Origin of the sequence: Rhodococcus oxybenzonivorans (assembly GCF_003130705.1) — a bacterium.
GTDB lineage: Bacteria > Actinomycetota > Actinomycetes > Mycobacteriales > Mycobacteriaceae > Rhodococcus_F > Rhodococcus_F oxybenzonivorans.
The window spans coordinates 3,515,018-3,538,919 of the sequence record NZ_CP021354.1 but is presented as its reverse complement, the minus strand read 5'-3'; the positions used below and the strand labels follow the sequence as shown (position 1 = coordinate 3,538,919).

Annotated in this window: 20 protein-coding genes; 15 read left to right on the top strand and 5 right to left on the bottom strand. The window is 66.0% G+C overall.

Annotated elements, in window-relative coordinates; translation table 11 throughout:
- The first annotated feature begins 9 nt into the window (after positions 1–9).
- From CBI38_RS16620 to CBI38_RS16595, 6 genes are all read left to right on the top strand, one after another.
- Positions 10–2,196: an ABC transporter permease gene (locus CBI38_RS16620; RefSeq protein WP_109330454.1), complete on the top strand. Its 2,187-nt coding sequence runs from the start codon at positions 10–12 to the stop codon at positions 2,194–2,196.
- Positions 2,193–3,299, top strand: a complete 1,107-nt coding sequence (locus tag CBI38_RS16615; protein ID WP_109330452.1) for a hypothetical protein — start codon at positions 2,193–2,195, stop codon at positions 3,297–3,299. The genes CBI38_RS16620 and CBI38_RS16615 overlap by 4 nt, the downstream gene beginning before the upstream one ends.
- Positions 3,296–4,810: a sugar ABC transporter ATP-binding protein gene (locus CBI38_RS16610; protein ID WP_109330450.1), complete on the top strand. Its 1,515-nt coding sequence runs from the start codon at positions 3,296–3,298 to the stop codon at positions 4,808–4,810. The genes CBI38_RS16615 and CBI38_RS16610 overlap by 4 nt, the downstream gene beginning before the upstream one ends.
- A 65-nt stretch (positions 4,811–4,875) precedes the next feature.
- Positions 4,876–5,925, top strand: a complete 1,050-nt coding sequence (locus tag CBI38_RS16605) for a zinc-dependent alcohol dehydrogenase family protein (protein ID WP_109330448.1) — start codon at positions 4,876–4,878, stop codon at positions 5,923–5,925.
- Positions 5,926–6,016: 91 nt separating this feature from the next.
- The gene (locus CBI38_RS16600; protein WP_109330446.1) at positions 6,017–6,253 is read left to right on the top strand and encodes a hypothetical protein; all 237 of its coding nucleotides are present in this window, start codon (positions 6,017–6,019) and stop codon (positions 6,251–6,253) included.
- A 130-nt stretch (positions 6,254–6,383) separates the two neighbouring features.
- Positions 6,384–7,745, top strand: coding sequence for an MFS transporter (locus CBI38_RS16595; protein WP_109330444.1), 1,362 nt, complete (start codon positions 6,384–6,386; stop codon positions 7,743–7,745).
- 757 nt (positions 7,746–8,502) lie between these two features.
- Here CBI38_RS16595 and CBI38_RS16590 read toward each other — a convergent pair.
- Both CBI38_RS16590 and CBI38_RS16585 read right to left on the bottom strand, forming a co-directional pair.
- Positions 8,503–8,790 carry a WhiB family transcriptional regulator gene (locus CBI38_RS16590; RefSeq protein ID WP_109330442.1) on the bottom strand — a complete coding sequence of 96 codons (288 nt, stop codon included), beginning with the start codon at positions 8,788–8,790 and terminating at the stop codon, positions 8,503–8,505.
- A gap of 197 nt (positions 8,791–8,987) precedes the next feature.
- Entirely contained in the window at positions 8,988–10,322 is a 1,335-nt protein-coding gene (locus CBI38_RS16585) for an MFS transporter (RefSeq protein ID WP_109330440.1), read from the bottom strand.
- Between CBI38_RS16585 and CBI38_RS16580 the strand changes: the two genes are divergently transcribed.
- The 8 genes from CBI38_RS16580 to CBI38_RS16545 all read left to right on the top strand — a co-directional run bounded on the left by CBI38_RS16580 (position 10,302) and on the right by CBI38_RS16545 (position 19,183).
- Positions 10,302–10,997 carry a MaoC family dehydratase gene (locus tag CBI38_RS16580; RefSeq protein WP_335743599.1) on the top strand — a complete coding sequence of 232 codons (696 nt, stop codon included), beginning with the start codon at positions 10,302–10,304 and terminating at the stop codon, positions 10,995–10,997. The two genes, CBI38_RS16585 and CBI38_RS16580, sit on opposite strands and share 21 nt — an antisense overlap.
- Positions 10,998–11,048: 51 nt before the next feature.
- On the top strand, positions 11,049–12,998 hold the full coding sequence (locus CBI38_RS16575; protein WP_109330437.1) for an AMP-binding protein: 1,950 nt from the start codon (positions 11,049–11,051) through the stop codon (positions 12,996–12,998).
- A gap of 10 nt (positions 12,999–13,008) precedes the next feature.
- Positions 13,009–14,175 carry an acyl-CoA dehydrogenase family protein gene (locus CBI38_RS16570; RefSeq protein WP_109330435.1) on the top strand — a complete coding sequence of 389 codons (1,167 nt, stop codon included), beginning with the start codon at positions 13,009–13,011 and terminating at the stop codon, positions 14,173–14,175.
- A 25-nt stretch (positions 14,176–14,200) separates the two neighbouring features.
- A complete protein-coding gene (locus CBI38_RS16565; protein WP_109330433.1) occupies positions 14,201–15,322 on the top strand; it encodes a CaiB/BaiF CoA transferase family protein in 1,122 nt (373 codons plus the stop codon).
- A 54-nt stretch (positions 15,323–15,376) separates the two neighbouring features.
- Positions 15,377–16,168, top strand: a complete 792-nt coding sequence (locus CBI38_RS16560; protein WP_109330431.1) for an enoyl-CoA hydratase/isomerase family protein — start codon at positions 15,377–15,379, stop codon at positions 16,166–16,168.
- Positions 16,165–17,319 (top strand): CaiB/BaiF CoA transferase family protein, encoded by a 1,155-nt coding sequence (locus tag CBI38_RS16555; RefSeq protein WP_109330429.1) that lies wholly within the window; start codon positions 16,165–16,167, stop codon positions 17,317–17,319. Before CBI38_RS16560 ends, CBI38_RS16555 begins: the two co-directional genes overlap by 4 nt.
- Positions 17,320–17,335: 16 nt before the next feature.
- On the top strand, positions 17,336–18,682 hold the full coding sequence (locus tag CBI38_RS16550) for a phenylacetate--CoA ligase family protein (RefSeq protein WP_109330427.1): 1,347 nt from the start codon (positions 17,336–17,338) through the stop codon (positions 18,680–18,682).
- Between the two features lie 129 nt (positions 18,683–18,811).
- Positions 18,812–19,183 (top strand): nuclear transport factor 2 family protein, encoded by a 372-nt coding sequence (locus tag CBI38_RS16545; RefSeq protein WP_230989863.1) that lies wholly within the window; start codon positions 18,812–18,814, stop codon positions 19,181–19,183.
- Between the two features lie 97 nt (positions 19,184–19,280).
- Here the strand turns inward: CBI38_RS16545 and CBI38_RS16540 are convergent, their stop codons facing one another.
- Complete coding sequence (locus tag CBI38_RS16540; protein WP_109330423.1) at positions 19,281–20,177, bottom strand: alpha/beta hydrolase; 897 nt, start codon at positions 20,175–20,177, stop codon at positions 19,281–19,283.
- A gap of 153 nt (positions 20,178–20,330) precedes the next feature.
- Between CBI38_RS16540 and CBI38_RS16535 the strand changes: the two genes are divergently transcribed.
- The gene (locus CBI38_RS16535; protein ID WP_109330420.1) at positions 20,331–21,194 is read left to right on the top strand and encodes a helix-turn-helix domain-containing protein; all 864 of its coding nucleotides are present in this window, start codon (positions 20,331–20,333) and stop codon (positions 21,192–21,194) included.
- Between the two features lie 11 nt (positions 21,195–21,205).
- Here the strand turns inward: CBI38_RS16535 and CBI38_RS16530 are convergent, their stop codons facing one another.
- Both CBI38_RS16530 and CBI38_RS16525 read right to left on the bottom strand, forming a co-directional pair.
- Positions 21,206–22,411: a helix-turn-helix domain-containing protein gene (locus CBI38_RS16530; RefSeq protein ID WP_204164756.1), complete on the bottom strand. Its 1,206-nt coding sequence runs from the start codon at positions 22,409–22,411 to the stop codon at positions 21,206–21,208.
- Positions 22,412–22,957: 546 nt separating this feature from the next.
- Positions 22,958–23,872: a mycofactocin-coupled SDR family oxidoreductase gene (locus CBI38_RS16525; protein WP_109330418.1), complete on the bottom strand. Its 915-nt coding sequence runs from the start codon at positions 23,870–23,872 to the stop codon at positions 22,958–22,960.
- Between the last annotated feature and the right edge of the window lie 30 nt (positions 23,873–23,902).

Here is a 23,902-nt window from a genome sequence, read left to right as displayed (position 1 = left end):
AGTCGACGAATGACGACGACCACGCTTCGCCGCGGACCCAACCCGCTTCGCCGGGGAATCGACGCCTACCGGATGACCGGGGGCCGGGTCTCCGATCGGATCGCCCGGTACCGCACCGTATCCGATCTGTTCGAGAAACGCTGGATGGAGGGCGCAGTGCCGTTGGTGCTGGCACTGTCGCTGTGTTTCGTAGTGATCGCCACGACGGATGTGGGCACCGCGAACGCACCGCTCGCCATCGACGACGTCGCCGAATGGGGATTGCTCGCCATCGGTCTGACGGTGGTGCTGGTCGCCGGCGGCATCGATCTTTCCATCGGGTCCATAGTCGGTCTGTGCTCGATGTTCGCATTGATCTCCGACCGGGTCTGGTACTGGCCGCCGGGATGGGTAATCCCTGCGACCGTGGTTCTCGGTGCGTTGCTCGGTTCGGTCAATGGGTATCTCATCGCCTTCCTGCGTATGCGGCCGTTCATCACCACCCTGGTAACGCTCATTGCATTCGGTGGTGCAGCAGTGGCCCTGCAGAACGCGCATACCACCCAGATCGGGATCGCACGCCCGGCGCTGGTATGGGACGCCATCCCCTACGGCAAGATCGTTGGCATCCCGACAGCGTGGTTCACGTTCCTGTGCGTGCTCGTGGTCGCGCACGTGATGCTCACTCGTTCGCGCTGGGGATGGTGGGTCACCGCCACCGGATCCGACCGCCGGTCCGCCCGCCGCAACGGCATCCCCGTGCGCGCCGTGACGTTCTGGGCCTATGTGCTTTCCGGGTCGATGGCGGGCAGCGCGGCCATCCTGACCACGGCCCGGCTCAGTCGCACCGATGCGGCGATCGGACGCGGTTGGGAGCTCATCGTGCTGACCGCCGTTGTACTAGGCGGTGTCAGCCTCAAGGGCGGTCGCGGGTCGGTCCTGCGTGCCACCGTCGGCGTCATCGTCGTGGCCGTCATCCGGCAGGCAACCATCGCCGAAGGACTCGACTTCAACTACTACACGGTGATCCTCGCCGCAGCGCTGCTCGCCTTCACCATCCTCGACCTGCAGTGGGGAAAGTACCGCCGACGTGCGGTGGAGAAGCTCAAGATCGATCCCGCGCGCGTGCGGCTCGGTCCGCTGACCGATGTTACGGCGCCAGGCACCGTCTGGACCCCGAACAACGCGTTGACCGACGCACCGCCTGTGGGACTTGGCAAGATCCGGGGCGCCGAGGCGTGTGCCGTCGACCCCGAGGGCAACATCTACGCGGGTGACCAGCGCGGCTGGGTATGGCGCTTCCGGGGACCCGACGATACCGAGGGCGAGATCTTCTCGCGCACTGGAGGATTCCCTTGCGGGCACGCATGGGACCGGGAGGGGCGGATGCTGGTGGCGGTCGGCGGCATGGGCGTTTATCGCATCGACGCCGACGGGGAGCCGCAGATGGTGGCGAACCGAGTCGCACGGAGCCCGCTGTCGTTGGTTGACGACTCCGGTCTGCGCGCTGTCGACGACCTGGACGTGGCACCCGACGGATCGATCTACGCCTCGGACTTTTCTATCCGTAACAATTCCACCGACTTCCTCCTGGAACTGGTGGAGTTCCGCCCGAACGGCCGGCTGATCAAAATCGCTCCGAACGGGAAGGCGGAGGTCGTCGCCACGAACTTTGTGTTCCCGAACGGTGTGTGCACCGCGCACGACGGCCAATCGATCCTCGTCTCCAGCACGGGGTTGTGCCGGGTCGATCGGCTGTGGATCTCCGGACCGAAGGAGGGCGTGCTCGAGCCGGTGCTGGAGAATCTGCCGGGCTATCCGGACAACATCCACCGCTCGTCGGACGGAAACTACTGGATGCCGCTGGTCGCGTTGCGGACTCCGATGTCGGATCTACTCAACCGCTATCCGCAGGTGCGGCGGCGGATGACGCGCGAGGTCTCGCTGGACAACTGGATGGTGCCGCAGCTCAACGTCTCCTGCATCATCAAGTTCTCCGACAAAGGAGAAATCATTGCCGTCAAGTGGGACAAGAGCCTGAAGAACTATCCGATGGTGACAGCCGCGACCGAGCGGGATGGCTACCTCTACTTCGCCGGCGTCTCGAACAATCGGTTGGGCCGACTCGCGCTCGACCCCGACGAGATCGGCACTATCGACACCAATCTGGTGCCCGGCACCTTCGGCACCCGGACCGCCGCGGAGGTGGGCTCATGAGTTCGGTCCTGGACACCATCAAAGAATGGATCAATCCGGACAAGGTGCGGCATCGCTCTGTGCCCCGGATGGAGACCGGCCTCCGCCCGAACCTGCGCCTGGACGAGGCCGAGGAGCTGCTTGCCGCCGGTGTGCACACTCCGGACGACATCACGGTTATCGCGGACGGCACCGTCGTACTTTCCAGCGGATGTGAACTACTGCGTTTGGAGCGAGACGGTATCCGCATGATCGCACGGTGTGCCGCGCGCATCGCCGCCGTCACGACGGTCGGGAACGCGGTGGTCGCGGCCGTCGAAGGCACCGGTCTGGTCGCGGTCGACGCGCGCGGAGCGGTGACCTCGCTGTGTGCCGACCTAGCGGTCGCGCGCGGTGTCACCGCGATGACCGCCGTACCCGGAGGAGACCTGCTGGTCACAGTCGGATCCACTACCGCCGATGTGCGCGGCGATTGGGCGCGCGCCTTGCTCGCCGGCGACGCGTCGGGACGGATCGTGCGGGTACGAGACGGTGCCGCCTCAGTGGTCGCCGAGGGGTTGGCCTGGCCATCAGGGATCGCCCCCAGCGGCGATGGTCAGGTGATCGTGGCAATGAGCCTGACTCACCGCCTGGAGATCCGGTCGCTGAGCGATCCGAGCGAGCCAGTCCAATCCGTAGCGACCAACCTACCGGTGTACCCCGGACGAATCGTCGCCGTGCCGGATGGCCACTGGGTGGTGGCGCCGTACCCGCGGAACCGGATCACCGAGATGCTCCTCGATGAGCGGCCACTGCTGTCGGAGATGGTCGAAACGATCGATCGGGAGGAGTGGTTCGTCCCGCAGTTGCGCGGCGGGAATCTGTTTACCGAAGCGATGCAGATGGGGCAGCTGCGGGTGCTCGGCCAGGTCAAGAGCTGGGCGCCCGCCAGGTCCTGTGGCGTGGTGTTCCGGCTCGACGACACCGGGCGCATCGCGGAGAGCGCACATGCCCGGGTGGACAGTCCCCGGCACGGAGTCACCGGCGTGGCCGTCGCTGACGGCCGGATCGTGACCGCATTGCACGGTCACGGCTCAGTTCTGCGACTGCACACCGACGAGATTGCACAGGAGGTGCACTCATGACCGAGCACAGCACTGGCCTCGACATCACCCCAGTCATCCGATTGACCGGTGTCAGCAAGCGCTATGGCGGAACCTTCGCAGTTCAGGGTGTCGACTTCGACGTGCGCCCTGGTGAGATCCACGCGCTGCTGGGAGAGAACGGCGCCGGCAAGTCCACGATGGTGAAGATCATCTCGGGAGCCATCACCCAAGATGCGGGCACTCTCGAAGTCGAGGGTGCAGAGCGGCGCTTCGCCGCGCCGCGGGACTCCACCGAGGCCGGGGTGGCGATGGTCTACCAGGAGGGTTCGCTCGTCGAATCCATGACAGTGGCGCAAAATCTGTTCCTCGGGGACGAGCGGGCATTCAACGACTTCGGGACTCTGAATGTGGTCGCCCGCGAACTGCTCGAATCGCACAACTTCCACATCCGGCCGGATGCCGAGGCCGGTGCGCTGGGCATCGGGCAAAAACAGATGGTGGAGATCGCGCGGGCCGTGCACCGCAATGCCAAAGTGGTGATCCTGGACGAGCCCACCGCATCGGTGACCCCGGAGGAGCGCTTGCAGTTGTTCATGTCGATGCAGAGTCTTCGTCGGCGCGGCATCGGAGTCGTTTTCATCACCCACATGTTGGATGAGGCATTCGAGCAGGCGGACCGGATTACCGTCCTGCGGGACGGGGTGGTCCAGGGCACCTTGAATCGCTCAGAGTTCGGTCACGACCGGGTGGTGAAGATGATGGTCGGCCGCACCGTCGAGATGGGCCGAAAGTCGTCGAGCCGGAGGCCGGACATCTTTCCTTCCCTCCAGGTCGAGGATCTCACCCTGCTGCCGGCAGTTCGCAACATGTCCTTCTCCGCCTACGGCGGCGAGATCCTCGGCTTGTACGGGCTGGTGGGGGCAGGGCGTTCGGAGGTCGCACAGATCATCAGCGGTGTGGTCAAGCGTCGGCACATGCGTGGCGGCACGGTGTGGCTGGGTGGGGAGCGGGTCCGTTTCCGCACCCCACGACATGCTCGGAAAGCTGGGATCGTGTACATCACCGAGGATCGGAAGGCATCGGGCTTCTTCGGTCACCTGACCATCTCGGAAAACATCTTCCTCGGGCATTTGTGCAGCGCGCTGCGTCTGCCGCTGCTGTTCCGTCCCAGGATGGGCCGGGCGATCGCGAAGAAATTTGTTGAGCAGTTCGAAGTCCGGACCCTGGCTCCGAGCAAGGCTGTGGTGGAGGAGCTCTCCGGCGGGAACCAGCAGAAAGTCGTGTTGGCCAAGGGGCTGACGCGCAAGCCGCGGGTGGCGATCATCGACGAGCCCACCCGCGGTGTGGACCTGGGTACCATCCCCGAGATTCACGCCATGATCCGCGCCCTCGCTGACGAAGGTGTTGCCGTGATTGTGATCTCGTCATACATCCCAGAGATCCAGGCCCTCTCGGATCGTGTGCTAGTCGCCCGCGGGGGCAGCATTGCGGCGGAATTCTCCCCGGACGAGGCCGACGAGGAGAGCCTGATGTTCGCCGCCGCGCATTAGCGGTAGTCCGGCAATCACATTCGGTTACAAAAACCAAACGATTACAGAAATCAAAGGAGTGCCAGATGCGTGGAGTGATCTTCAAGGGCGAGCGGGTGCTCGAGATCCAGGACTTCCCGGATCCCCACCCCGGCCCCGACGAGGTGGTGCTCGAGATGAAGGCGTCCGGGATGTGCGGCAGCGACCTGCATTTCTACCGGGCGCCCGCTGGGCAGGCGCTTGCCGCGTTCGGCATGGTTGGTGACGACGCCGGATTCATCGGGGGACACGAACCGTGCGGGGTGGTCGTCGAGGTCGGTGCCGCCATCGATCCGAGCGTGATCCGTATCGGTGACCGGATGATGGTGCACCACTACGACGGGTGCGGGTTCTGTGACAATTGCCGCACCGGCTGGCCTCAACTGTGCGATCGCGGCAACGTGATCTACGGCGCGACCGCCCACGGCGGGCACGCGGACTACATCAAGGTGCCCGCTCGCACCCTGGTCCGGCTGCCCGATGAGCTGAGTTTCGCGGCTGGCGCGGCGATTTCGTGCGGCACCGGTACCGCCTTCGGGGCGCTGGTGAGGTTGAACGTGAACGCGAAGGATTCGCTGGCGGTATTCGGGCAGGGGCCGGTCGGCCAGGCGGCTGTGCAACTCGCCACCGCCATGGGCGCCGAGGTGATCGCGGTGGACGTTGCGGCCGAGCGGGTGGCCCGGGCACGGGAGTTTGGTGCGGTGCACACCATCAACTCGGCCGAGACCGACCCGGTCGTGGCGATCAAGGAACTCACACGCGGCAAGGGTGTGGTCAAGGCGTTGGACTGCTCGGGGGCGCCCGCCGCGCGCGCGGCGGCCGTCAAGTCCACCGCGAAGTGGGGCAGCGTTGCGTTCGTCGGCGAAGGTAGCACGGTTACCCTGGAGGTCAGCCCTGACATGATTCGGAAGCAGCTGACCATCATGGGCTCGTACACCTTCTCCACGGTGGGCCAGGCCGACTGTGCGAAATTCATTGCGCGACATGAAGTCGAGGTCGACAAAGTATTCACCGACCACTGGCGGCTGGACGACGCGGTGGACGCGTACCGAAACTTCGACCTGCAAACCGGCGGAAAGGCGGTAATCGAATTCTGATCGTCGGTGTCGACTGTGCCGCACCCCAACTATATTGATGTATGCCGAAGGCGGTAGATGTCGTGCCGTCGTCGCTGTTGGCCCCACGACATTGGGTAGGCCTGCGGCCGATCACCCGCCGACCTTCGTACCGCGGGCGGACCTCGACGAGAACACGGACGTCTCCGATGCATTCCACGGCGGTCTCACGATCGGCGCCCCGGTCGACGCGGATCCCGTTCTCTGGCCGCTCGCTTCGGTCGAGCACGTGTCCACCGCGCTTCGTGCGGAAGCGGACCCGATCTACTCGACGAACACCGAGGATGGCCGTGAGGTGGCAGGCGACTGACCGGGACATAAGCGAGAGCCCTACATAAGCGAGAGTTACGAATATTAAATACTGTACATTGCGCTTCGATCGTCACATATGGCGTTAACTATGACGCGGCTCATCCGGCTCAATCCATTCGAAGGAAGCCATGAACAAATCTCGGTCACAGCAGAGCGGCCTCATGGTGCTCGCGATCTGCTTCATTACGATCCTCGCCGACGGGTTCGACCTAATTATCTTCGGCGCCACCCTGCCGTCGCTGATGCAACAGTGGGGCCTGAGTAAGGCGGCGCTGGCCAATGTTCACAGCATGACGCTCGCGGGCCTGATGGTGGGCTTCCTTGTCGCTGGTCCATTGGCTGACCGGTACGGCCGCCGCATCGTGCTGATCGCTGGCGGCTCATGGTTCTCGGTGTTGTGCACGCTGTGCGCCCTCGCCCCGAACTTCACCACCTTCGGAGTCGCCCGCGTACTCGCAGGACTCGGGTTGGGCGCAGTAGTTCCGTCGGCGGTAGCGCTGGCGAACGAGTTCGCGCCGCCGGGTCGGCGGCAGCTGTTCAACGGCATCACGCTGACCGGCTACGCGGTAGGCGGGATTCTCACCACGGTGGTCGCGCTGGCGATTATCCCCGGCGCCGAGGCGATCAAGGCCTCGAACCCTCCGGACGAGAGCTGGCGGGTCATGTACGGACTCGCGGCGACGTTCCTGCTGGTGATCCCGTTCATGTGGCGGCGGCTACCCGAGTCGCCTAGCTTCCTGATCGCGCGCGGTCGCGACATCGAGGCGGCCGCAATCGCGCACCGGTTCGGAATGGATTTCGATCGGATCGTGGCCGAGCAACGCGCCCATGAGGAGACGGACGCAGGCGGTAGCTATCGGCTCCTGCTCTCGCGCAAATACCTGGTGGCGACGGTGATCTTCACGCTGATCATGTTCTGCACCCAGGTGCTGAGCTATGGCCCCAACACCTGGCTGCCCAGCATGACCAAGGAGATGGGTTTCGGCGGTATGCAGGGCATCCTGGCGCTGATGATGCTGCAGATCGGCGCGGCGGTGGGCACGATCATCGGCGCGATCCTGATCGACCGCGGCGGCGCGACGCAGACCATCGTGCCGTATTTCCTACTGGGTGCGGCGGCGCTGGGCGCGCTGGCCTACGGTACCGAGTTGGGTGTGGTCGGCATCTTCATTGCTGCGTTCTTCGCCGGGGTGGGCACCATCGGTACCAGCACACTGATGTATGGAGTGATTGCCGCGCATTACCCCGCATCTAGCCGCAGCTCCGCGATCGGATTCACACTGGGCATCGGTCGTCTCGGGGCGATCCTGGGCCCTCAGCTCGGGGCGATATTCGCGACCCCGCGAGGCGGCCTAATAGCGTTCATGGTGCCCTCGATCGCTGGTGCCGCATTGGTGGGAGTGCTCGCGCTGGTGCAGCGGGACCGGACGATCGACACCCCGCCGACTGAGGCGACGGACGCCGCGCCGCGCACCTCTGCAACAGCCTGAGTTGACCGCGGAACCGGGCTGAGTACAGGATTACTCCACTGCCGAAGCTTTGGAGGCCGGCCGCGGCGAGACGTCCACTGCCGCTGCGGTCCACGATGCCATGTGCGGATCGACGGAGATCATCTCCCGACTTATGGAATCCTCGAGCACTCGCGTCATCACCAACACCTCGACTCGACCCATCGGCTCCACTGCCGAAAGAGGACGGCGCTCGATGAACCGACTGGGGGATTCCGGTCGAATACCGTATTGCCGGTTGCCATAGGCACTCCGGTGGCCGCTACCTCCAGCAGCGGTACCGGCGAAGGCAGGACGGCGATGATCGCCTACCCGCCACGGCATGTTTGGAAGCCAGCTGTGGCGGAGGTAGGTACGACAAATGTTCATTGGCGGGTGGTGGGTCCAGCCCGGAGCGCCCCGCTGACGCTTCGAGGTCTGCACCCGCGGCACCGTCCTCCTGCGAACGCGGCTACGCCAACGGCAGTCCTTCCCCCGACTCGGTCGCGTACATGACCGACGACGAACTGATCGTCACGCTGCCCACAACGTCGACGGAATAGTAGACGACGCAGCCCGGAGGTCGTCATCGAAGCCGTGTACGACCTCGAGCACATCGACGACATCGCGACGATCCTGAACCGATTGCGGTCCAACCCCGCAGACTGAACCGATCGAACCACTCCGCCACCCTTGCCGGAGACTGCACCGGCAAGGGTGGCGGAGTGGCGCAGTTTCTGTGTCGGCACGCGTTACAGCGTTACCCCGGCTTCCTCTGCCAGCGGCTCCATTTTCTGGCAGCGCCGAGTTCGCGCGGAGTCAATCCGCCCCACACTCCGTGTTGTTCGCCGAAATGGATGGCGTACTGGCGGCATTCATTGATCACCGGGCACCGTCGACAAATATCCTTCGCCGTGCGCAGGCGCTGCGGTTGGGGCTTCGCGGTGTCGTCCTCGAGGTAGAAGACGGTGATGTCCATGCCGCGGCAACGTGCGCGCAGTCGCCATTCTTCAGGGCTGACATCCGGGGCAGCGCGCGATGCAGGCAACTGGGCACGCTCCGATCGTTAAACGTGAGATGTCTTTGCCAGTGTCGGACTCGAAAACATAATATATTACCCGTCGGAATGGGTCAACCGTCCCGAGCGATCACGGCTTGGAAAGCAGTCGTTTGTGCCCAGCACTGCTGGCGGTTGCCAGAAGTGCTGGGCACACTGCGTAAGTTACGCAGTGGTTAGCCTGCGGGTCAGCGGGAGACGCGGAGGCGCTCGCGATCGCGCGCCGGGTCGGCGAGAATCAGCGCGAGAACCGCGACGACGGCACCCACGATGCCCAGGCATTGGAATGCCGCCTGGTACCCGTCGATCTTCGTAGCCGAGGCGTCGACGACGATACCCATCGACCACGGCCCGATGATCCCTCCGATTGCCTGGATCGCGAAGAAGGCTGCGATGACACCGGCGGTTTGGCGCGGCGGGCACGTCGCGATCACGGCAGCATTGAGCAGCGGGAATATCGCGACAACCAGCCCGTACGCGACCGACACGGCGCACACCGCGAGGAGTGGAGACCCCAGGGCCGGCAGGCTCACCAGCAGCACGCCGGCGACGATGACGCCGACGCACGGCACGACCACGCGGACCAGGCGGATCGACAGGCCACGGCTGATCCCGCGATCGCTCAGCCAGGATCCGCCGACGAGCGTCGCGAGCCCGACGAAGCTCGGCGCGGCGAACAACGTGCCCGACTCGAGGCGGGAGTATCCCAATCCCTGCTCGAAGTACGAAGGCAACCAGGTGAGCACAACGGTCATGAGCGCGTAGGCGCTCATTGCGACAAGGACGGCGGACACGAAGGTCTTAGAGGTGAGCAGGCGCTTCCAGGCGACCGGAGGCTCGCTGTCGGTGGTCGTCTCCATGGATGTGTGCTTGCCACCCACGGTGTACGGGCCGGGACGCCAGGTCAGCAGCCACGGGATGCACCACAGCGTCGTCGCGAACGCCAGCACGATGATGGCTGCCCGCCACCCGTACTCGGCCACCACGAGCGCGAGGATCGGGACGACGGCCATCTTGGCGAGCATGCTTCCGCTGATGATGAGTGCGCTCGGTAGTCCCCGCTTCGCGGGCGCATGCCATGAGTAGGCGGCGGTGTGCAGCAACGCGGACGTCGGGCCCTCCGTGAGGCCGAGAAGCATCCGGCTCGCGAGTAGCACGGCGAACGTCGACCACACGACGAGCGGCAGCATGACGGCGCCCCACAGCACGGCGATGATCGCGATGGACCACCGGAGGGCGAGGACCTTGTTGATCGGTCCCGCGAAGAAGCCGCCGAAGCTGAACGCGAGGAAGAACATGCTGCCGGTGAAGCCGATCTGTGACGCGCTGAGCCCGAGGTCCTCGCTGAGCGGTTGGGCGATGAGGCCGAACACCGCCTTGTCGGATGCGTTCATCAGGTAGAGCACCACGAGCATTCCCGTGATGCCCCACGCCGTCAGCTTGCGCGGTTCGGTTGCCGGTTCGGACCGAGGGACTTTCGTGGGCACGGGGTCAGCCACGAGGTGTTCTTCAGTGTTGTTCACGTAAGGGTGTCCTTCAATCTTGTTGTCGAGATCACGCCATCAACCTTCTGTGTTGTACATCATATACGATTCATCCAGTTAACAGGTTGCGAATACATCAGGCACAAAACATCGGCAGTTGCGTGCATAATATATTTCTTCTATTGTCAGGATACGCACTGCAGCGACCGGCGGTCCTACTCGTCGGTCGCTCGAGAGAGAGGACGTCACATGCCGGGTCTGTACTTCGAGGAATTCGCACCGGGAATGGTCATCGATCACGAGGTGCGCCGCACCGTGACCGAAACCGACAACGTCATGTTCAGCACGATGACCTTGAACATGGCGCCATTACACCTGGATGCGGAGTACAGCAAGAACTCCATCCACGGGCAGCGTCTGGTGAACAGCCTGTTCCTCCTCGGTCTCGTTGCCGGTATCTCGATGCACGACACCACGTACGGGACCACCCTCGGCAACCTCGGCTTCGACTCGATCAAGTTCCCGAAGCCGGTGTTCCACGGTGACACCATCCACGTGCGCACCGAGATCGTGTCGGCCCGGGAATCGAAGAGCCGCAATGACTCCGGCATCGTCACCTTCCGCCACTACGGCATCAACCAGCGCGACGAGATCGTGTGCGACGCCACCCGCGTCGGCCTGATGCTCAAGAAGTCGGCCGACGAGCAGGCCTGATCGCACACCCCGACCGGACGACCGACAATCCCAGACGAGGAGAAGACGGAAATGGGCATCAGTAGCCGGCCCGAGGAGATGGCCTGGGTTCCCGGCCCCGCGGTGCGCGAGCGCGCGAGGCTGCTCGCGGCGATGAAGAGCTGGGGCTTCGGCGACGATGCCGCCGCCGTCGCCGAGCTGGGCCGTCGCGCCGTCGCCGATCCCGAGTGGTTCTGGCGCGAGGCGCTCGCCGACCTCGACCTCGAGTTCTCGGTGCCGTTCGACCGGGTTCTCGACGAGTCCGAGGGCAAGGAATTCCCGAGATGGTTCCCGGGTGGCCGGATCAACGTGGCTGAACTGGCGGCCCTCCGGCACGCCCGCGGTGACCTCGCCGGCAAGACCGCGGTTGTCTACGAGGGCGACGGGGGAGCGCGGCGCACGCTGACCTTCGCAGAACTCGCGGCGGAGGTGAGCCGGTTCGCGGCGCACCTCGCGGGCCTGGGAGTGCGCCGCGGTGATCGGGTGGTGTTGTTCATGCCGGTCGTGCCCGAGGCCGCCGTGGCCTTCCTCGCGATCGCGATGATCGGCGCGGTCGCGGTGCCCACGTTCAGTGGATATGCGCCAGACGCCCTGGCCACGCGACTACAGGATTCGGACGCCGTCCTTCTGGTGACCGCCGACGGCACGACGCGCCGCGACAAGGTCGTGGAGATGAAGGCGACCGCAGACGCCGCACTCGCGCAGGCACCGACGGTGCGCTCCGTCGTGGTGGTCCGGCACCTGGGAACCGACGTGCCGATGCAGGAAGGTCGCGACGTCTATTACGACGAACTGGCTGCCGATCCGGAGCCGGTGCCGACCGCCGAGACCGAGTCGAACGACCCGCTGGCCATCGTCTACACGTCCGGCACCACGGGCAGGCCGAAGGGAATTGTGCACTCGCACGGCGGTTTCGCGGCCAAGACTGCGGTCGACTTCGCCTATGGCTTCGACGTACACGCCGACGACGTGGTCTCCTGGATCACCGACCTCGGTTGGCTCGTGGGCCCGATGCTCATGACCGGTCCGCTGCAGCTCGGCGCGACCATCGTGATGATCGAGGGCCTGCCGACCCATCCCACACCGAATCGGATGTGGGAGATCGTGAACCGTAACGGCGTCACCGTGCAGGGCATCGCACCGACGGCGGCACGCGCACTCAAGGCGGCGGGTGACGGCAGCGCTCCGGCGATGCCGACCCTGAAGACGTTCGTCTCCACCGGGGAGGCTTGGGACGAGCCGACCTGGTGGTGGCTGTTCGACGAGGTGGGCGGGCGAGAGCGCGCGATCGTCAATTACAGCGGCGGCACCGAGGTCGGCGGCGGTATCCTCGTCGGCTACCCGTTCCTTCCCGCCGCACCCGCGGCGTTCACCGGGCCACTGCCCGGCGTCGATGCGGCCGTGCTCGACGACGACGGCAAGCCCGTCGTCGGCCAGATCGGCGAACTCGCGGTGCTCAACACGTTCCCCGGGATGACGCATGCCTTCTGGCAGGACCGGAACCGCTACCTGGACACCTATTGGAGTCGCTGGGACGGCGTCTGGGTGCACGGGGACCTCGCGAGCGTCGATGATGCCGGCATGTGGCGGATCCACGGCCGCTCGGACGACACGATCAAGCTCTCCGGGCGCCGCGTGGGGCCCGCCGAGATCGAGGCGGCCCTGCTGCGGGACAACCGGATCACGGAGGTTGCGGTGATCGGCGTGCCGGACGAGATGCGCGGTCAGCGTGCGGTGGCGTTCGCGGTGCTGCGCGCCGACGGCGTCGACAACGAAGATCTGCAGGCGACGGCGCTGGCGAATGCGGGCAAATCGTTTGCGCCCGAAGTGTATGCGGTGCCGACGCTGCCGAAGACGAAGAACGGAAAGATCATGCGCCGCGCCATCCGGTCGCGGTTCATCGGTGCCCAGATCGGCGACATGTCGTCGCTCGACCCGGCGACGCCGCTCGAGGACATTCCCGTGTACGCCGGCGAAGACTAGGAGTATTGAGATGGCAGATTTCGACACCGAAAGCAATATCGACATCGTCCGCAAGGCGACTCGCGAGCTGGCACGGAAGTTCGACAACAACTACTGGCTCGACAAGGACAACAAGCACGAATACCCGTGGGACTTCATCAAGGCGTTCGCGGACGGGGGCTGGCTCGGCGCGATGATCCCGGAGGAGTACGGCGGGATCGGTCTTGGCCTCCAGGAGGCCGCGGTGATGATGGGCGAGATCGCGTCCTCCGGTGGCGGCATGAGCGGTGGCTCGGCGATCCACTTCTACGTCTTCCCGCCGGCGCCGATCGTCCGGTACGGCTCGGAGGAGATGAAGAAGAAGTATCTCCCCAAGCTGGCCTCGGGTGAGATGCTCACCGCGTTCGGCATCACCGAGCCGACCGCAGGCGTGGACACCTCGCGCATCAAGACCAAGGCGACCAAGGTCGACGGCGGCTGGGTCATCAACGGCCAGAAGGTGTTCATCACCAACGCCCAGAACGCACACCGCATCCTGCTGCTGGCCCGCACGTCGCCGCGGCGCGACGACAAGCCGCTGCACGGGATGACGATCTTCTTCGCCGAACTCGACCGCAAGCACGTCACGATCCGCGAGATCGACAAGCTCGGCCGCGCGGCCATCGACACCAACGAACTGTTCATTGACAACCTGTTTGTGGCCGACGAGGACGTGGTCGGCGAGGTCGACAAGGGCTTCTACTACATCATCGACGGACTCAACCCTGAACGCATCGTCGTCGCGATGGAGGGCATCGGCCTCGGTCGCGCGGCCCTCGAGATCGGCACCGAGTACGCGAAGAACCGGGTGGTGTTCGATCGCCCGATCGGCCAGAACCAGGCCGTCGCCCATCCGCTCGCGGATTCGTGGATCCGTCTCGAGGCGGCCGAGCGGATGGCGATGCACGCCGCGAAACTCTTCGACGACAAGCAGGAGTGCGGGCACGAGGCCGCGGCGGCGAAGTACCTCGGTGCCGAGGCCGGCTTCGAAGCGTGCGACCGGGTGTTCTCGACGCTGGGCGGCTACGCGTACGCAAAGGAGTACCACATCGAGCGGCTGTGGAGGGAGGTGCGACTCCTGCGCAACGCGCCGTTCTCGCAGGAGATGGTGCGCAACTACGTCTCGCAGCAGGTGCTCGGCCTGCCGCGGTCGTACTGAGCCCCACCGACGAAGGAGTGTGACGATGACCGGTCCGCTGGCTGGAGTCCGGGCACTGGTGCTCGCGGGAATGGGCCCGGTGCCGTACGTCTCGATGCTGCTCGCCGACATGGGAGCCGACGTGGTGCGGGTGGTGCGGCCACCGAACCGGTCGGCTCGCGCCCTCAGCCAGACGGACGGTCTGACCGAGGACGTCGACGTGGTCAACCGGGGCGTCGACGCGGTGGCCGTCGACCTGAAGGATCCGGCCGGACGCGAGCGTGTGCTGCGCCTAGCCGAGGCCGCAGACATTTTCATCGAGGGATACCGCCCCGGCGTGACCGAACGGCTCGGGCTCGGACCGGACGAGGTGATGACACGCAACGAGCGCCTCGTCTACGTGCGGCTGACCGGATACGGACAGACGGGGCCGCGATCACGGGTTGCCGGCCACGACATCAACTACGTGGCGCAGTCCGGCGTATTGCACGCCATGGCGAGGTCCGACAGTGCGCCGCGCCCGCCGATCAACCTGCTCGGTGATTACGCGGCCGGCGGCGCCATGGGGGCGTACGGCATCGCGTGTGCCCTGGTCTCCGCCGCGCGCACGGGGCGGGGGCAGGTGATCGACGCGGCGATGGTCGACGGTGTCGCGGCCCTGACCGCCAAGTTGCAGGGCCTGCGCGCCGCGGGCCTCTACTCGGATGATCCGGGGACGAACTTCCTCGACTCCGGAGCACCGTTCTACGACACCTACCGATGCACCGACGGCGGATACATCGCCGTCGGTGCACTCGAACCCGACTTCTATCGGGAGTTCGTCTCGCGCCTCGGCCCCGACACCGCCGACTGGCCCGACCAGAACGATCGCGCGTCGTGGCCGCACCTGCGCAAGCTCATCGGCGACGCGATCGAGCGCCGCACCCGTGACGAATGGGAGAAGGTGTTCGCCGGTACCGATGCCTGTGTCACCCCGGTGCTCACGTTCGACGAAGCCGCGGTGGATCCCCACAACACCCAGCGCGGCGTGTACCGGACCGTCGGCGGGGTCCTGCATCCGATGCCTGCGCCGCGTTTCAGCGGCACACCCGCTCGCGAACCCGAGATCCCGCGGGTGGGCACGGTCGCGACCGAGGAAGTCGCGTCGCGGTGGGGCGTCGGCGCCTGATCGAACCGCCGGCGTACCGATCGACCCGCAAATTTCCCAGGAAGGACGATACAAGTGACCAGCTACGAGGACTTCACGTCCGTGAAGGTAGACCGCCCGGAAGAAGGCATTCTCCGCATCATGCTGGACGGGCCGAACCTCAACGCGGTGGGCCCGGACGCGCACCGCGAGCTGGCCGACATCTGGCCGGGGATCGGGCTCGACCAGTCGGTGCGCGCCGTGATCATTCGCGGAGCCGGCGAGCGAGCCTTCTCGGCGGGGGGCAGCTTCGATCTCGTCGAGGCCATGATCGGCGACTACTCGTCGCGGACGCGGGTGATGCGTGAGGCACGCGACCTGGTGCGCAACATCATCGAGGTCCCGCAGCCGATCATCTCCGCAATCAACGGACCGGCCGCCGGTGCCGGCCTCGTGGCCGCGCTGTTAGCCGACATCTCCGTCGCGGGACGCCGCACCAAGATCGTCGACGGCCACGTCCGGCTGGGTGTCGCCGCCGGGGACCACGCGGCCATCTGCTGGCCGCTGCTGACGAGCATGGCGAAGGCCAAGTACCACCTGCTCACCAACGAGGTGCTCACCGGTGAGGAGGCGGAGCGGATCGGCATGGTGTCGCTGTGCGTCGACGACGACCAGGTGCAGGACCGGGCGATGGAGATCGCGCGGAAGCTTGCCGCCGGCTCCCGGGCCGGTATCCAGGGCACCAAGATGTCCCTCAACGGCTGGTACCGGCAGGCCATGCCGATCTTCGACGCGTCGCTGGGACTGGAGTTCTACGGCTTCGGCGGTCCCGACGTGGTCGAGGGCGTGTCCTCGCACCGCGAGAAGCGGGAGCCGAAATTCTCGTGAGCGGAACCGAACAGGAAGCACAGGGGCCGCTTGCCGGCATCACCGTGGTCGGACTGGAGCAGGCCATCTCGGCGCCGCTCTGCACGCGCCACCTCGCGGACCTCGGGGCCCGCGTGATCAAGGTGGAGGCCCCGGGCTTCGGCGACTCCACACGCGCCTACGACTCCGTGGTCGGCGGGATGTCGGCACACTTCACGTGGTTGAACCACGGTAAGGAGTCGGCGGCGCTGGACCTCAAGTCCGCGCCCGACATGAGCATCTTCCGGAACATCCTCGCCACCGCCGACGTCGTGGTCAGCAACCTCGCGCCCGGCGCGCTCGACCGGCTGGGGATCGGCACCCGGGACCTCTCGCGCAACTTCCCGCGCTTGATCGTCGTGGACATCTCCGGCTATGGGAAGGGCGGTCCCCTCGACCACAAGCGGGCGTACGACCTGCTTATCCAGTCGGAGGGTGGCTCCTGCAGCATCACCGGTGCACCGGGACATCCGGCCAAGCCGGGCATCCCGGTGGCCGACGTCGGCACGGCGCTGTACGCGTACTCAGCGGTGCTGGCCGCCCTCTATGACCGGGAGCGGACCGGGCGCGGAGCGGTCATCCCGATCGCCATGCTGGACACCGTCGCCGAGATGATGGGGTTCGCCCTCAATCAGGTCATCCATGCCGGCACCGAGCCGGTGCCGGTGGGTATGGGCTCACCAATGATCGCGCCTTACGGTGCGTACCCCACTTCTGACGGCCAAACCGCGGTGCTCGGGACCACCAACGACCGCGAGTGGCGGCGCCTCGCCGAGATGATCGGCCGACCAGAACTCGCCGACGAACCCCGATACGCGCACAACGACAATCGCGTCGAGGCGCGTGACGAATTGGACGCGGTCGTGGGGGCGTGGTGCGCCGAGCACACGCTGGCGGAGATCCAGAAGACCGCGGACGCCGCGGGGATCGGCAACGCCCGCCTCAACAGCGTGCGCGACCTGGCCGAGCACCCGCAGCTGGTCGAACGGGGACGGTGGCGCGAGGTGGGTACCCCGACCGGTCCGGTGCCGGCGCTGCTGCCGCCCGCGGTGGCCGACGGCTGGCCGGTGCGCAGCGGCGCCGTGCCGGCTCTCGGTGCGCACACCGACGCCATCCGGGCCGAATTCGCATAGAAAGAGCGATCACACCATGGCTGTTCCCCATTCGGCACGGCACTGGAGCGCGGTCGAGTCGCTCGCGCCCGGCGACGCTGCGGATCTGCAGAACCGTCGGCTGCGCGAGCAACTCGAGTATCTGGCCGCCCACAGCGACTTCTACAAGGCGAAGTTCGCCGAGCATTCTGTCGACGTCACGCGTGTGCGGACGGTGGAGGACCTCGCGGGCCTGCCGTTCACAGAAAAGCAGGAACTGCGGGACAGCCTGGCGGCCACGCCGCCGCTGGGCAGCCACGTCGCGGCCGATGCCGCCGACATTGTGCAGATCCAGGCATCCTCGGGTACTACCGGTAGCCCGTCCTACGTCGGTTTGACGCGGCGTGACGTCGACGTCTGGTGCGAGCTCGGAGCGCGGGCGCTGTACGCCAACGGTTTTCGCCCCGGCGACCGGTTGCTGCACGGGTTCGGTATGAGCAAGGGCTTCGTCGGCGGGATCCCCGTCGTGCAGATGGCGCAGTACATGGGCATCGTCGACATTCCGATCGGCGCGGAGGCGGGCGCGGAACGACTCTTGCGTGTGCAGGCAGACCAGCGGCCCGACGCTCTGATAGGCACGCCGAACTTCCTGGCATATCTGGCCGAGGAGGCGCCGGCGATTCTCGGCATGCAGGCCAGGGATTTGGGTGTGCGCGCGATCAGCGTGGGCGGCGAGCCCGGCGGCGGCCTGCCGGCCGTTCGCGGCAAGCTCGAGTCGTTGTGGGGCGCCACGTCGCGGGAGATGTTGGGTGGCACTGACATCGCCTGCATCTACTGGGGCGAGTGCCACGCGGGCGACGGAATGCACTTCCTCTCCCCGGATCTGATGGTGGCCGAGCTGATCGACCCGGAGACGGACGAGATCGTCGCGCCCGTGGCCGGCGCGCAGGGGGAGTTGGTGTACACGGCGCTGTGCCGGCAGGCGTCGCCGCTGTTGCGGTTCCGCACCCGCGATCACGTGGTGGTCACCGGCACCGACTGCGCGTGTGGCCGCACCGGGTACAAGGTGCGGTGCGTCGGCCGGACCGACGACATGCTGATTGTGCGCGGCATCAACCTCTTTCCTTCCGCGGTCAAGCAATTGGTGTCGGAGCTGGCGCCGGCCACCACTGGCGAGATGCGTATCCGCGTCGACTTCGAGGGGCATTCGACCCAGAAGCCGCTCATGCTGGTCGTGGAGTATTCCGACGGACTCGGTGCCGAGCAGCAGGACAACCTGCGCTCGTCGATCGAGCAGCGGGTCCGGTCGGCGCTGGGCGTCAAGGCGGTGGTCGAACTCGTGCCCGACCGCACCCTCGCGCGACCGGACCACGTCAAGGTGAATCTCATCGAACGGGTTTCCTGACGAAGGTGACTCTGCTTCAGAGTCTTTCGCGCAGTGTCCAGATATCTGGACACTCGATCGGCTCACGCGCGGGCAGCATGGGTGATGCAGATCACCTGCAGTGAATCCGACGGAAAGGCCCGATCACAGATGAGCAGCACCCAAGACCAGGCGACCATCGAACTTTCGGAGAACTGGGTCAAAGCCCTGGCGAACATCGACCTGTTCCTCGAAATCTGCGTCGAGGACTGCCCCGTATGGCACAGCGCCGACGACAAGTGGGTCTCGGTGTCCGAGGCTGTCGCCGCGGTCTACGAACGCGCCGGAGACGGTCCGATTCCGGACTTCCGCCCCGAGGGCATCACATTCACCGAGAAGGGTTTCTTCAACGAGGCGTCCGTCGAACTGGAGATGGGCGGCCAGCCGGTCAAGTTGCACCTCGTCCAGATCGTCGAAGCGCGTGACGGTAAGGCAGTTCGCGTGCGGGAGTACATCGGCCCGGAGATGGGCATTCAGCCCTGATATCGCCGTCCCCCAGGGCTGCGCCGTCAGTGATATGTGACCGTGCCCCGGTCGGGGCCGGGGCACGGTCACACTCGACCGGTGACAGTCGCGACTGCTATCCGGCCAGGTTCTTGGTGAAGAACTCGGTGAGCTTGTCCGCTGCCTGAGAGACGTACTGGTCGACGTCGTACAGGTCGACGTGGGTGGCGCCTTCGATCTCGAACAGCTCGGCGGTCTCGCCGCCGGCCGCAACCGCGCCCTCACTGAATCCCTTGGTCTCGGCCTCGGTTCCCGCGATCATCAGCAGCGGCCTGGGCGCAATCTTCGCGACCCCGGCGTAGGCGTCGAACTGGTCGAGCTGGTCGACGCTGCGCAGCGCGAACTTCCCGATCGACCGCGGGTGCTGTGCGCGCGGAGTCTTGTAGTAGTCGAAGAACTCCGCGACGGCCTTCGGCGTCGACGCGTCCACCGAGTCCGGCAGCACCGGAACCATGGGGATCTCCTCGCCCTTCGCCTCCGCAGTCCGCGCCGCGCCTGCCTGATCGACCAGCTTCGCGAAGGCCTCCGGATCCGGCACCCGGAAGAAGCAGGTGGCGTCCGCGCCGCTGACGGTGGCGACGGCCTTCATGCGGTGGTCGGTCTGCGCGGCGAACGGCACGTATCCGCCCGAGGCGCAAATGCCGAGGACGCCGATCCGCTCCGGATCCACGTCGTCGCGGGCGCTCAGGTAGGTCACCGCGTTACGGAAGTCCTCCGCGCGCTGGAACGGATCCTCCAGTCCGCGCGGCTCGCCCTCGCTCTCACCCTGGTACGCGGCGTCGAATGCCAGGGTGATGAATCCCTGATCGGCGAGGCGCTGTGCGTACAGTGCCGCGGTCTGCTCCTTGACCCCGGTCATGGGATGTCCGACGACGATCGCGGGCAGCCGCCCGTCGACCTCGGTCGGGGTGTAGAGGTGGCCGGCGAGCTGAAAGCCGCTGCTGGTGAACCGAACATCGGATTTGGTGGTCATGGTGCCTCCGTGGTGTTTCGAGAATTCCGATCCGCATTTCCGGATCGCTCGACACCTAGTCTCGGAGTTCCCGGGAAACTGGGGAAGGGAGGCATTTATCCTGGGAACAATCCTTCCCAGGATAAATCCGCGCCCCGGACCTACCCTGGTTTCATGCCCAGTCCGGTACACCAGGCACCACATCTACGTGAGCTCGGCGCGTTCCTCAAAACCCGCCGCAGCGAGCTGTCGCCGTCCGACGTCGGCCTACCCGACCTCGACCAGCGCCGCCGGGTGAGCGGGCTGCGGCGCGAGGAGGTGGCGCAGCTCGCCGCGATCAGCACCGACTACTACACCCGGATCGAGCAGGGGCGGCTCGCCCCGTCCGAGCAGGTGCTCGCCGCCTTGGTGCGAGCGCTGCAACTCGACTCGGATCAATCCGAGTACCTCGACAGCCTGGCCGATCACGCCACCCACCGGTCCACGCCCCGTCCGGCGGCGCAGTCGCGCACCGGCGGCAGCCGGGTACGCCCGCAGGTGCGACGGCTACTGGACCAGCTCACCGACACCCCCGCCATCGTCCTGGGGCCACGGACCGACATTCTGGCGTGGAACCCATTGGCCACCAAGGTGTATGCCGATTTCGATGCGATGGCTCCGCACGAACTGAACTATGTGCGGCTCATCTTCACCGACGCTCGGATGCGGGAGCTGTTTGCCGATTGGACGGCGGTCGCGCGGTCGTGTGTGGCGATCCTGCGCCGCGAGGCTGCCATCAATCCCGCCGATCCGGCCCTGTCCGCGCTCGTCGGTGAACTCACGATCGCCGATCGTCAGTTCGGACAATGGTGGGCGGCGAGAAACGTGGCGCGCCAGGACTTCGGCGTCAAGGTGCTCAATCACCCGGTCGTCGGTGAACTGACCCTTGACTGGGAAATCTTCCGCTACTCGGGCGCGCCCGAGCAGCAGTTGGTGCTCAACTCCGCCGAGGACGGTTCGCCGACCCAGGAGCGACTGGCACAGCTGGGCCGGATGTAGGACAGGAGCGGTCAGGCGATCTTGAGAACCCGGAGCCGGTTGTAGAGAGTCGACCGGCTCACCCCGAGTGACTGAGCGGCCTTGAGCTTGTTGCCGCCTGCCGCTTCGATCGCCGCGACGATCACTTCCCGTTCGGCATGTCGAATGGGTGACAGGGGTGTGCCGACTTCCCGGTACGGTGCGGGAAGGTCGGTCGGAATGATGTCTCCGGCCGAGCGGGTCCGGGCCAGGGCGTGAATCACCCGCCGGAGTTCCGCGAGGTTGCCCGGCCATGGATGTGCTGCCAGGACCTGCAGTGTCGCCGAGGTGAGGCGCAGGTCGGACGTCACGGCTTCCTTCGCCAGCATCCGCCGCGCCAGCCCGGGGATCTCGTGGCGGCGCCGACGGAGCGGAGCGAGTTCACGTCGTGCGGCGCAGAGCCCAACCAGGGAGGGGTGGATCCCCGCGTCGTTATTCGCACTCGTCGAGGTCAGGACGACGTGTCGCCGCGTGCCCCGGATGAGGCGGGCAACCAGTGTGGCCATCGAGTCGGTGAGGAAGTGGACGTTCTCGATGATCACGACGGCACCATCCTGCTCGAGCTGCCGGTCGAGTCCGACGGCCCAGGCCTGCTCACCCCTGTGCACCACGTCAGCGGCGTCGACGATCGCCCCGCCCGGTCCGGCCACCCGCACTGCTTCGGTCGTCCGGCCGGTGCCGGTTTCTCCGACGACGAGAAGCGGCCATTCCTCGATCGGTGTTCGTGGTTGCGGCTTCGGGCTCGTTCTCGTCGTGGCGAAATCGACCAGGACGCCGTTCCCGCCATCGACCGGAGTGCAGGTGAACTCCACTTCTCGGCCGGACTCGAGCGTCAGTCGATTGGTGACGGCAGTTGTGCGAGCGGTGCCGGCGCTGGCTCGGACGGCCGCATGGTCAGCGGGATCGAGGAGGTCGAGGGCCGCCGGGGTCGCGAGCACCATCCCCTCGCCGAGCACCATCACCGGCCGTTCCTTCCGCCGTGCCGCAGAATGAAAGGCCGCCAGCAGATTTCGTTGCGCGATAGGGGTGCTCAGCGCCAGCCGGTCTTGGATCTCCCCGACCAACCGCTGGGCGATCGGCGCGAAGTACCGGTGATCCTCGCCTGCGCCGCCTCCGACGTCGAGAACGCCTTCGAGTCTTCGCGTGATCGGATGAATGATCGGCTGCCCGAAGCAGCTGAACTCGTGGAACGCGGACATGAAGTGTTCGGGGCCGTGGACGAGTAATGGTTGCCGGGCTTCCAGGACCGGTGCCCACCGCGTTGGTTCCCACTTGGTCCTCGGCCAGCCGGATTCCAGGCTCGATGCCCATCCAGTCGACCGCGTCGCGGACGGCTGGACTGGCGTGCCGGATATCTAGGATCCGGGCATCGTGGTCTGCGAGGACGAAGACCAACGGCGCACCTTGGAACTCGCGGCAGACGCGATCCAGAACTGGAGCCGCGGCGCGTCGGAGACACCCGTCCGGGGCGATGTCGATCCTGTCGAGCTTCGGCGTCGTATCGCAGTCGAGACCCGACAACTGCGAACGCATCCACGACGACGTGATTTCCGGCCGAGCGTCCACCGTGGAATGCGCTGAACTACTGAGCACTCCGACACCACCTTCTGGCCAGGTGCGATCGGAAAGGACTCGCACCACATATGAGTGAAAATAATATAATATATGTAACCCTGCGGGCAAGGGTCGCGCACGGACACCGGCCCCGACCGCGTGCAGCGGTCGGGACCGGTGTCGTCAGGCCGTCACAGATCGTCGGGCGACTGGGCCGGTGGACGGTAGCGATCGGCTTCCGGGCCCTCGGTTTGCGGTGCGAAGTTCACGCCGGGCAGCAAGAGATGACCGGCGTCGACAGGTAGGGCGACTCCGGTGATGTGCTCGGCGTAGTCGGACAGCAGCCAGCATGCGGCATTGCTGGTGGCGTTCGGCGGGAGCGCGGGCCGGCCGGCCAGCGGCGCATAACCGTACGTGGCGGCTATCGCCACATCGCGGTTGGCCGTCTCGCCGGGTGCGACGAACAGTTGGTGGCCCATCGGATTGTCCCAAATCTTCGCGTCCACCGCGCCGGGGCAGACCGCGTTGCACCGCACGTTGTACTCCGCGATCTCCAGCGCAGTGTTCTTCATCAGGCCGAGAACGCCGTGCTTGGCCGTGATGTAGTGGGTGTATCCGGCCGTTGCCTCCAGCCCACCTACCGACGCAATACATACGATGGCACCGCCACGCTGCTCGACGAGATGTGGGGCGGTGGCCTTGATCGTCCGGAAGGTACCGCCGAGCACCACATCGGTGACCGTCGTCCACATCTGTTCGGTGATCTCCCAGGACTTGGGCCCCAGATCCCACAGTCCGGCATTGGCGATGACCGCGTCGAGCCGGCCGAATGCGTCGAGCCCGAGAGCGACCGCCGCGTCGAGCGATGCCTGATCACGAACGTCGGCGACGGCAGTGACAGCCCGTCGGCCTTCCTTCTCGACGAGAGCCTGTGTCTTGTCGAGGTCTTCCTTACTCGCCAGCGCGTATCGAATCCCGTCGACGGGTGAGCAGATGTCGGTGACGATGACATCGGCTCCTTCCTTTGCTGCGGTCACCGCGTGCGCTCGACCCTGCCCTCGAGCGGCGCCCGTGATGAAGACGACCTTGCCGTCCAGTAGTCCCATGTCGATGTCCTTTCCAGAATTCATTCAGTA

Excerpts from the sequence above, each read along its gene's own strand:
- CBI38_RS16565 (WP_109330433.1), top strand. The coding sequence starts at position 14,201 with ATGACCGGTCCGCTGGCTGGAGTCCGGGCACTGGTGCTCGCGGGAATG.
- CBI38_RS16545 (WP_230989863.1), top strand. The coding sequence starts at position 18,812 with ATGAGCAGCACCCAAGACCAGGCGACCATCGAACTTTCGGAGAACTGG.
- CBI38_RS16535 (WP_109330420.1), top strand. The coding sequence starts at position 20,331 with ATGCCCAGTCCGGTACACCAGGCACCACATCTACGTGAGCTCGGCGCG.
- CBI38_RS16595 (WP_109330444.1), top strand. The coding sequence starts at position 6,384 with ATGAACAAATCTCGGTCACAGCAGAGCGGCCTCATGGTGCTCGCGATC.
- CBI38_RS16530 (WP_204164756.1), bottom strand. The coding sequence starts at position 22,411 with ATGTCCGCGTTCCACGAGTTCAGCTGCTTCGGGCAGCCGATCATTCAT.
- CBI38_RS16540 (WP_109330423.1), bottom strand. The coding sequence starts at position 20,177 with ATGACCACCAAATCCGATGTTCGGTTCACCAGCAGCGGCTTTCAGCTC.
- CBI38_RS16610 (WP_109330450.1), top strand. The coding sequence starts at position 3,296 with ATGACCGAGCACAGCACTGGCCTCGACATCACCCCAGTCATCCGATTG.
- CBI38_RS16615 (WP_109330452.1), top strand. The coding sequence starts at position 2,193 with ATGAGTTCGGTCCTGGACACCATCAAAGAATGGATCAATCCGGACAAG.
- CBI38_RS16550 (WP_109330427.1), top strand. The coding sequence starts at position 17,336 with ATGGCTGTTCCCCATTCGGCACGGCACTGGAGCGCGGTCGAGTCGCTC.
- CBI38_RS16525 (WP_109330418.1), bottom strand. The coding sequence starts at position 23,872 with ATGGGACTACTGGACGGCAAGGTCGTCTTCATCACGGGCGCCGCTCGA.
- CBI38_RS16570 (WP_109330435.1), top strand. The coding sequence starts at position 13,009 with ATGGCAGATTTCGACACCGAAAGCAATATCGACATCGTCCGCAAGGCG.
- CBI38_RS16575 (WP_109330437.1), top strand. The coding sequence starts at position 11,049 with ATGGGCATCAGTAGCCGGCCCGAGGAGATGGCCTGGGTTCCCGGCCCC.
- CBI38_RS16620 (WP_109330454.1), top strand. The coding sequence starts at position 10 with ATGACGACGACCACGCTTCGCCGCGGACCCAACCCGCTTCGCCGGGGA.
- CBI38_RS16605 (WP_109330448.1), top strand. The coding sequence starts at position 4,876 with ATGCGTGGAGTGATCTTCAAGGGCGAGCGGGTGCTCGAGATCCAGGAC.